An 8853-nucleotide genomic window follows, 5' to 3' on the forward strand; every position below is an offset into this window, starting at 1 on the left:
CCAGGGGGGCGAACATGAGAACCCAATCCGCGGTCGAGGGCAGGTCTGCACCCGGCGTTGCGTGCGAAGATCCGGGCGGCATCACCGCGCGGTTGCTGCTGCGTTCCTTCCGCGTCCAGCTCGCGGTTGCCGGGGGTGCGTTCGTGCTGGCCGCCTTCGTGGCCGCCGTCTATTTCTCCCGCTACGGCACCGAAGCGCAGCTCGCGGTCGGCGCGTGTCTGTTCCTCGCGCTGGCCGGGCTGGGCGCCTGGCGGTTGGTGTTCGCCCCGCTGGCGGAACGCTTGAACGCGGCCAATGGCGAGCTGGCCGTGCGTGCGGCCCACCTCGAAGAGCGCTTGCGTGCCATCGAAACCGATGGGCGACTCCAGCATGCGCTCGACATCGCCGAAGACGAATCCGCGGTGTTGCGCATCTCCGAACAGGCGCTGGAAGCGCTGCAGGCCGGGTCCTCCTCGCAGCTGCTGCTGGCCGAGGATCCGGAGGGTGACATCACCCGCACGATTACCATCGGCGACATGCCGGACGCCGCCCGCTGCAATATCCGCCGCGCCGGTGATTGCCCGGCGGTGCGGCGCGGGCAAGGGATGGTCTATGAGGACAGCATGTCACTGAGCGCCTGCCCGGGGCTGGGCGGCCGCATCGAGACCACCTGCGCGGCCGCCTGCACGCCGGTAATGGTGGCCGGCCGCGGCACCGGGATGCTGCGCGCGCTCGGCCAGACCGGCGACCCAGACCTGTTCCGCCTGCTGCAATTGCTGACCACCCACGCCAACCGCGTGGGCACGCGCCTGACCGTGATCCGTTCGATGGTGGCATCGGAGATGAAGGCCGCCACCGATCCGCTCACCGGGCTGTCCAACCGGCGCGTGCTGGAGGCGCGGCTGGGCCAGTTGTTCGAGCGGCGCGCCGCGTTCGCTCTGGTGATGGCCGACATCGACCACTTCAAGAAGATCAACGACACCCACGGCCATGAGGTGGGTGACCGTGCGCTCAAGGCGTTCGCCGGCATCCTGCGCCAGTCGATCCGCAGCGAGGATCTGGCCTGCCGGATCGGCGGCGAAGAGTTCGTGCTGCTGCTGCCGGAATTCAACGTGACCCACGCCGCCCAAGTCATGCAGCGCATTCGCGGCGAACTCCCCCGCGGCATCCAGCGCGCCGGGCTGCCGGCATTCACGGTCAGCGCCGGGGTGGTCGATCATCGGCTCGCCGGTTCCGGCGATGACCTGCTGCGGCTGGCCGACCAGCTTTTGTATCGCGCCAAGTCCGAAGGCCGCGACCGGGTGATCCTCCCGGACGATATCGGCGAGGTGGCGGTCGCCAGCTGACGCAAGGCGGCGCACCAGGCGCGGCCGCGATCGCCTCAGCCTGCAGCGGGCGCGGCCTTCCCGCCCGCCCCGCGCGCCCGGGCAATCAGGCGCGCGCTGCCGCTGCGCAGGTCATCGAGCAGCGCGTAGATGGTCGGCAGGAACAGCAGGGTGACGACGGTGGAGAACGCCAGCCCGCCGGCGATCGCGCGTGCCATCGGGTAGTACGGCGGGCCTTCGCCGGCCACCTGGGTATTGGAAATCGCAATCGGAATCATTGCCAGGATCGCGGTGCCCATCGTCATCATGATCGGACGCAGGCGCTCGCGGCTGCCCTCGATCAGCGCCTCGATCCGCGGCAAGCCGCGCCGGCGCAGGTTGTTGATGTGCTCGATCATCACGATGCCGTTGTTCACCACCACCCCCATCAGCACCAGGATGCCGATGAAGGCCATGATGTTGAACGGGGTGCCGGTCAGCCACAGGCCCCAATAGACGCCCAGGATCGAGAAACCGACGCTGCTCATGATCGCCAGCGGGAACAGCAAGGATTCGAACACCGAGGCCATCACCACGAACATCAGCACCAGCGCGATCAGCACGTTGCTCAGCATCTGCTGGTTCATGTCGATGTTCATGCCGAAGCCGCCGCCTTCGAAGGTGTAGCCATAGCCGGGCGGCAGGTCGAGCGATTTCAAGGTGGCCTCGATGTCCTTGCGCGCCTGCTCCATGCTCGCACCTTGGGCGAGGCTGGCCTGGACCTTGAGCATGGTCTGCCGGTTCATGCGCTGGATCGAGTTGGCCGACGGCTGCACGGACACGTCCACCATTGCCAGCAGCGGCACGCTGCGGCCATCCGGCGCGCGCACGGTGAAGGCTTGCAGGTTCTCCGGGCCGTAGTGCTCGGCCCCCTTGAAACGCACGTTCACCGGGATTTCGATCTCGCCGCGCTGGAAGTCGCGCAGCGAGGAACCACGCAGGGCCAGGCCCACGAATTGCGCCACCTGCTGCGCCGAAAACCCGTAGGCCGCGGCACGCTCGCGATTGACGTGTACCGTCAGCTCGCTGTCGGCATCGCCGGTATTCACGCGCGCGTCGCGCAGGCTGCGGCTGCGCGCCAGCATCGGCAGCAGATCGTTGGCGATTTCCTTGAGCGCCTGGGTGGAATCCCCGGTCAGGCTGAAGGAGATGTCCTGGCTGGAACCGCCCATGCCGCCATCGCGCCCCATGCCGATGTTGGCCCGCGCCGATTTCGGCAAACCCTCGCGTATCCGGTCGGTGATCTGCAATGCGCGTTGGCTGTCCTTGGTATTCAGTTCGACCTGGGTGAAGGCCCAGCCGGACTCGGCGTAGCGCGAATAGATCTGCTTGACGTCGAACCGGGCCCGGTTGGCGTTGATGTAGCGCTCCACCGCACCGACCACCTCGCCCATCTGCTCCTTGGAATAGGACCCGTTCCACTGGTAGTAGATCTGCACCTTGGAAGGGTCGTTCTGGTTGCCGGTATCGCCCTTGGTCAGCTTCATCGGAATGATGCTGATGGCGACGATCACGAGGATCCCGGCCACGCTCCAGCCGCGGTGGTTCAAGGTCCAGCGCAGCAGCCTGGCATAGCGTTCCTGCAGGCGGGTGATGAAAGGCGACTTGACCGCGGGCGGCGTGCGCAGCTTGGCCGACAGCATCGGGATCAGGCTGATCGCGACCAGCCACGACGCCAGCAGGGAGATCGAGATCGTCACCGCCAGCTGGGTCAGGAAAATCGTCAGCATGTTCTTGCCGCCGAACATCATCGGCAGGAACACGATGCAGTGGCACAAGGTGCCGGCCGACAGCGCGATGGCGACGTGGCGGGTGCCGATCACCGAAGCCAGGCGCGGCTGGCCGGGGTATTTCTCGCGCTCCTGGTAGATGCTTTCGACCACCACCACGGCGTTGTCGACCAGCATACCCACCGCCAGCAGCAGGCCCATCATCGACAGGATGTTGAGGGTGATCCCGGCGAAGTACATGAAGCCCAGGGTCATGATGAAACAGATCGGGATCGCCGTGCTCACCATCAGCACCGAGGGCCAGTGGCGCAGGAAGAACCACAGCACGAACACCGACAGGACCAGACCGATGACGCCGGCCTCGGCCAGCGCCGACAGCGAGCTGATCACCTGCTGGCCCTGATCCTCGGTCACCTCGATCCGGATCCCGCGCATCGCCGGATCGCGCCGCAGCGCTTCCAGTTCGGTTTGCACCGCACGCGACAGATCGACCAGGTTGGCCGCGCGCTCCTTGTAGATATCGACGCCGACGCTGGGGCGACCGTCCACCTGGCGCACGTAGGTCGTGCGCTGCGGCTTGAGTTCGACCTCGGCAATATCGCCCAGGCGCACGCCGCGTGCGTTGATCGGCAGTGCGCGCAGCTGTTCGAGTTCAACCAGCTCGCCCTTGGGCTGGATCCGCAGGCGCTGCCCGTTGTCGGTGATGGTCCCGCCGGAGACGGCGAAATTGGCGGCCTGCAGGCGGCTGACCAGTTCGTTCAGCACCACTCCATTGGCATTCAGGCGGTCGGGCTCGATCGCCACCACCACCTCCTGCTGCGGCACGCCCTCGACCTCGATCCGGGCCACGCCCGGCAAGCGCTCCAACCGGCGTTTGATGGCCTGGTCGATCAAATCGCCGCGCACGGTCAGATCATCATTGCTGGTCAGGCGCAGGCTGATCGCTTCCTGATCACCGGAGTTCCACCGCCACACGAAATAGCGACGGAAGTCGTCGGGAAGCTGGTCGCGGATGGCGTCGATGCGCTCGCGCGCCTCCGAGGCGGCGACCGCGACGTTGCGGCCCCAGTCGCTGAATTCGACGAAAATGTTGCCGCTGTTGGCCGATGCGCTCGCATTCATCGACTTGATGCCGGACATCGTCGCCAGCGCTTCCTCGACCGGCTTGACGATGTTCTGCTCGACCTCTTCCGGGGTCGAACCCGAATACGGCAGGGAGACGGCGAAAAACGGCGGGCTGGCCTCGGGCATCGATTCCAGCGGCAGCCGGAACGCGGCGATCAGGCCGATCACCACCAGCGAGACGAAGATCATGATCGTCGTCACCGGGCGCCGGATCGAGAACTCGGTGATGTTCACGCGCCCGCCCTCAACCCCGCGCCCCGTCGCCCAGGGCGTCATGCTCGTGCGCCAGCACGTCGGCCACTTCGGCGGCGTCGCGGCGCGCGCGCCGGCCGCGTTCGGCGTAGTACGCGTCCGGGCGCCGGTCGAGCAGGTCATACACCACCGGGATCACCACCAGGGTCAACAGGGTCGACACCAGCAGGCCGCCGATCACGGTGATCGCCATCGGGCTGCGCACCTCGGCGCCATCGCCGAAGGCCAGCGCCAGCGGCAGGAAGCCGAACACCGCGCACAGGGTGGTCATCATGATCGGGCGCAGGCGCGAGCGTGCGCCTTCCACCAGCGCGGCATGCTTGGCCACGCCGGCCTCGCGCAGCTGGTTGACCTTGTCGATCAGGATGATCGCGTTCTTCACCACCAGCCCGACCAGCAGGATCAGGCCGATGAACACCACCACCGACACCGGCGAGCGGGTCAGCACCAGCGCCCCGACCGCGCCCACCAGCGCCAGCGGGATGGTGAACAGGATGACGAACGGATGCAGCAGCGATTCGAACTGCGAGGCCATCACCAGATAGACCATGAACACCGCCAGCGCGAAGGCGAACAGCAGCGAGCGCAGCGATTCGGCCAGCTCCTGGCCCTGCCCGCCGATCTGCATCCCGATCTCCACGCCCAGCGGATTTTGCGCCACCATCGTTTCGACTTCGCGCACCGCGGTCCCCAGATCGATGTCGCGCAGGTTGGCCGAGATCACCGCCACCCGGCGGTGGTCGACGCGGTGGATTTCGCTCGGACCATTGGTGGCGACGATCCGCGCCACCGAATCCAGCTCGATCGGCGCGCCCTTTCCGGGGTTGACGATCAGATGGCGAATGTCGTCGACCGACGCGCGCTCGGACTCGCGCACCCGCACCAGCACGTCGATCTTGCGGTCACGGAAGCTGTAGCGGGTGGCCACCTCGCCGGCCACTTTCTTGGTGACCGCATCGGCGATCTGGCGCGTGGTCAGGCCCAGCGCGGCAGCACGGTCGGGGTCGAACAGGATCTGGATTTCCGGGAAGCCCTGCTCCACCGTCGACTTGACGTCGGCATAGTGCGGATTGGCGCGCAGCATGCCGGCCAGCTTGTTGCCGGCGGCGCGGATCGCCTCGAGGTCATTGCCCTCGACTTCGATCTCCAGCGGCGGCGACAGGCTGAACAATTCGGGCCGCGCAAAATCCACCTGCGCGCCCGGATGGTTGCGCATGGTCGCGCGCAGGGCGTCGGTCAGCGGGACTTCGGCGCTGTTGCGGGTCATCACCACGTCGAGCTTGCCGATGTTCTCGCCGCTTTCGGTCGGGCTGGCGTCGAGCCGGGTGCCGGTGCCGGAGACGCCGTAGAGCACGCGCACGCCGTCGTCATGGTCGTGCGCCGCCTCGACCTGCCGGATCAGGGCATCGGTACGCGCCAGCGGCGTGCCGGGCGGCAGCTTGGCGGTCATCGTGAAGCGGTCCTGGGCCAGCTGCGGGATCAGATCGGTGCCGAGGAAGGGCAGCACCGCGAGGGTGGCGGCGAAGGCCAGGCCGGCCACCAGCAGGATGGGCGTCGGTCGCCGCAGCGCCCGCGGCAGGATGTTCAGATAGCCGTTTTCGGCCCGGTTGTAGAGCGCCATCCAGACATCGCTGGCCTTGCGCATCACCGGCCCCACCACGCCGCCGATGCCGCGCCAGACGCGCACGGTCAGCCAGGCGATGCCGTAGAACCCGTAGCGAAAAATGCCGCCAAGCCCGCGCCCGGCGTACATCACCGGTTTTTGCCAGCGATGCTCCGGCGACCAGCGCGGCTGCGCGGGCTCCTCCGCAAACCCCATCGGCGCCCGGCCCTTGAGCGAGCTGAGCATCGGCACCAGGGTCATCGCCACCACCAGCGACACCGCCACGGCAATGGCCACGGTCAGCGCCTGGTCGCGGAACAGCTGGCCGGCAATGCCCTGCACGAACACCAGCGGCAGGAACACCGCGATCGTGGTCAGGGTCGAGGCCATCACCGCCATCCCGACCTCGCGGGTGCCCGCGATGGTGGCGTCGAGCACGCCCAGCCCGCGCTCACGCGCCTTGGCGATGGATTCGAGCACCACGATCGAATCATCGACCACCAGACCAGTGGCCAGCGCCAGTCCGCCCAGCGACATCACGTTCAGGCTCAAATCGAGCCGGCCCATGAAGAAGAAGGTGGCGATGATCGACACCGGCAGCGACAGCGAGATGACGAAGGTGCTCCAGCCGTCGCGCAGGAACAAAAAGATCACCAGGATCGAAAGCATGCCGCCGATCACCGCATCGAGCTTGACGTCGGCGATCGCATGGCGGATGAACTTCGACTGGTCCTCGACCACGACCAGGTCGATGTCGGCCGGCAGCTTGCCGCGGATCTCCGCCAGCCGTGCCTCCAGCGCGTCGGCCGTGGCCACGGTGTTGGCGTCGCCTTCCTTGTACACGGCCAGTTCCACCGCCTCGCGGCCGCCGCTGCGGATCACCGCCTCGCGTTCCTTGTAGCCCTGCCGCACCTGGGCCACGTCCTTCAGGCGCACCGGCGAAGCACCGCTGCCGGAACCGTCCCCGCGCAGGGCCGCGATCACGTTCGGATCGCGGCTGCCGAGGATGGCCGTCATCAGCTGGCGGTTCTCGCCGGTGCCCGATGCGGTCGCCGCACCCCCGGTGGTCAGCAACAGCTCGCGCATCTGCTCGATCGTGTCGAACTGGTTGACCGTGCGCACCAGGTAGCGCTGGGTGCCCTCCTCCAGGCGCCCGCCGGAGAGGTTGACGTTCTCCTGCTTCAGGCGCTGGATGACGCTGTCCAGCGACAGCCCCAGCTGGGCCAGCTTGCGCTGGTCGATCTCGACCTGGATCTCGTCCTCCAGGCCACCGCCGACCTTGACCGCGGCCACGCCCGACACCGGCTCGAGCCTGCGCTTGAGGTCATCGTCGGCGTAGCGGCGCAGTTCCATCAGCCGGCGCACGGCCTCGGCCTCGTCGCCGTCGTCGTGCTTCGAGGTCAGGGCCAGGCGCATGATCGGCTGGGTGGAGGGATTGAAGCGCAACAGCACCGGCGGCTTGGCATCCAGCGGCAGCTGCAGGGTCTCCATCTTGTCGCGCACGTCCAGGCCGGCCTGCTGCATGTCCGTGCCCCAGGCGAACTCGAGCACCACGTCGCTCTGGCCGGTGCGCGAGACCGAGGTCATCTTGCGCAGGCTCTTGACCACCCCGAGCGCCTCCTCCACCGGCTCGCTGATCAACGTTTCGATCTCGGTCGGCGCGGCGCCGGTGTATTCGGTGCGCACGGTCAGCGTGGGATAGCTCAGGTCGGGCAGCAGGTTGACCTTGAGGGCGCCCAGCGCGATCGCGCCGAACAGCAGCATGGTCAGCCAGAACATCGCCACGGTGACGCGGCGGCGGGTTGAGAACTCCACCAGGCTGGCGCCACGCGAACCCGGCTGCGGCGATTGCTCGGCAGCCGGGCCGTGCCTGTCGCGACTCAGTGCTTCTCGCCCTTGGCGGCGGCTTGCTTGTTGCCGGTGGCGGCCTTGGCGACCGGCTGCCCGATCACCTGCACGGCGCTGCCGTCGCGCAAGGCCGACTTGCCGGCGGTCACCACCTCATCGCCCGCCTTCAGGCCCTGGCGCACCTCGGTCCATTCGCCTTCGGTATAGCCGGTCTTGATCGGCACCCGCGCGACCTTGCCGTCGCGCACCGTGTAGACCGCCGGATCGCCCTGGTCGTCGAGCAGGGCGACGCGCGGGATCACCAGCGCGTCGGCGCGCTGGTCGTAGTCGATGCGCATGCGGCCGAACATGCCCGGCTGCAGCTCGCCCTTGCCGTCGAACGCGCAGATCACCCGGAAGGTGCCGCTGCCCGAATCCACCACCGGCGCGACCCGGTCGACCTTGCCCTCGAAGGTCTTGCCGGGCATCGCATCGACCTGCAGCACCACCGGCTGGCCGGCCTTGAGCGTGGACAGCTCGCGCTCGGGCACGTTGAGCGTGGCCTCCAGGCGCGAGTCGTCGACGATGCGGAAGATCGGGGTGTTGATCTGCACGAAGTTGCCGGGCTTGATCGAACGCGAGGCGATCACGCCGGAGATCGGCGCGGTCACGTTGCTGTAGGACAGTTCGAGGTTGGCGAGGTTGTTGGCGGCGCGCGCGTTCTCGAGGTCGTACTTGAGCTGGTCGAGGTCGTTGGCGCTCACCATCTGCTGCGCGGCGAGCTGCTGCGCGCGCCTGTAATTGGCTTCCAGCTTGCGCACCTGGGCCGCGCTCTGGGCCGCCTGCAGGCGCGCGCGGTCGGGGTCCAGGCGCACCAGCACCTGGCCGGCGCGCACGTGGTCGCCTTCCTCGGCCAGCACCGCCAGCGCGACACCCGAGGTCTTGGCGACCACCTGCGATTCGGCCACCGAGT

4 protein-coding genes are annotated in these 8853 nt (G+C 67.8%); 1 reads left to right on the forward strand and 3 read right to left on the reverse strand.

Annotated elements, in window-relative coordinates; translation table 11 throughout:
- The first annotated feature begins 14 nt into the window (after positions 1 to 14).
- Entirely contained in the window at positions 15 to 1325 is a 1311-nt protein-coding gene (locus M9902_RS10175; protein WP_297222753.1) for a GGDEF domain-containing protein, read from the forward strand.
- A gap of 35 nt (positions 1326 to 1360) precedes the next feature.
- Here M9902_RS10175 and M9902_RS10180 read toward each other — a convergent pair whose 3' ends face one another.
- The 3 genes from M9902_RS10180 to M9902_RS10190 all read right to left on the reverse strand — a co-directional run.
- Positions 1361 to 4432, reverse strand: coding sequence for an efflux RND transporter permease subunit (locus M9902_RS10180; RefSeq protein ID WP_297222755.1), 3072 nt, complete (start codon positions 4430 to 4432; stop codon positions 1361 to 1363).
- Positions 4433 to 4442: 10 nt separating this feature from the next.
- Positions 4443 to 7937: an efflux RND transporter permease subunit gene (locus M9902_RS10185; protein WP_297222767.1), complete on the reverse strand. Its 3495-nt coding sequence runs from the start codon at positions 7935 to 7937 to the stop codon at positions 4443 to 4445.
- On the reverse strand, positions 7934 to 8853 hold a 920-nt coding region (locus M9902_RS10190), incomplete at its 5' end, for an efflux RND transporter periplasmic adaptor subunit (protein ID WP_297222757.1). The genes M9902_RS10190 and M9902_RS10185, both read right to left, overlap by 4 nt.

This window comes from Thermomonas sp., from assembly GCF_023953935.1.
Classification (GTDB): Bacteria; Pseudomonadota; Gammaproteobacteria; order Xanthomonadales; family Xanthomonadaceae; genus Thermomonas.

What these genes read in the sequence shown, in the direction of transcription:
- M9902_RS10175 (WP_297222753.1), top strand. Translation starts at nt 15, where the DNA reads ATGAGAACCCAATCCGCGGTCGAGGGCAGGTCTGCACCCGGCGTTGCG.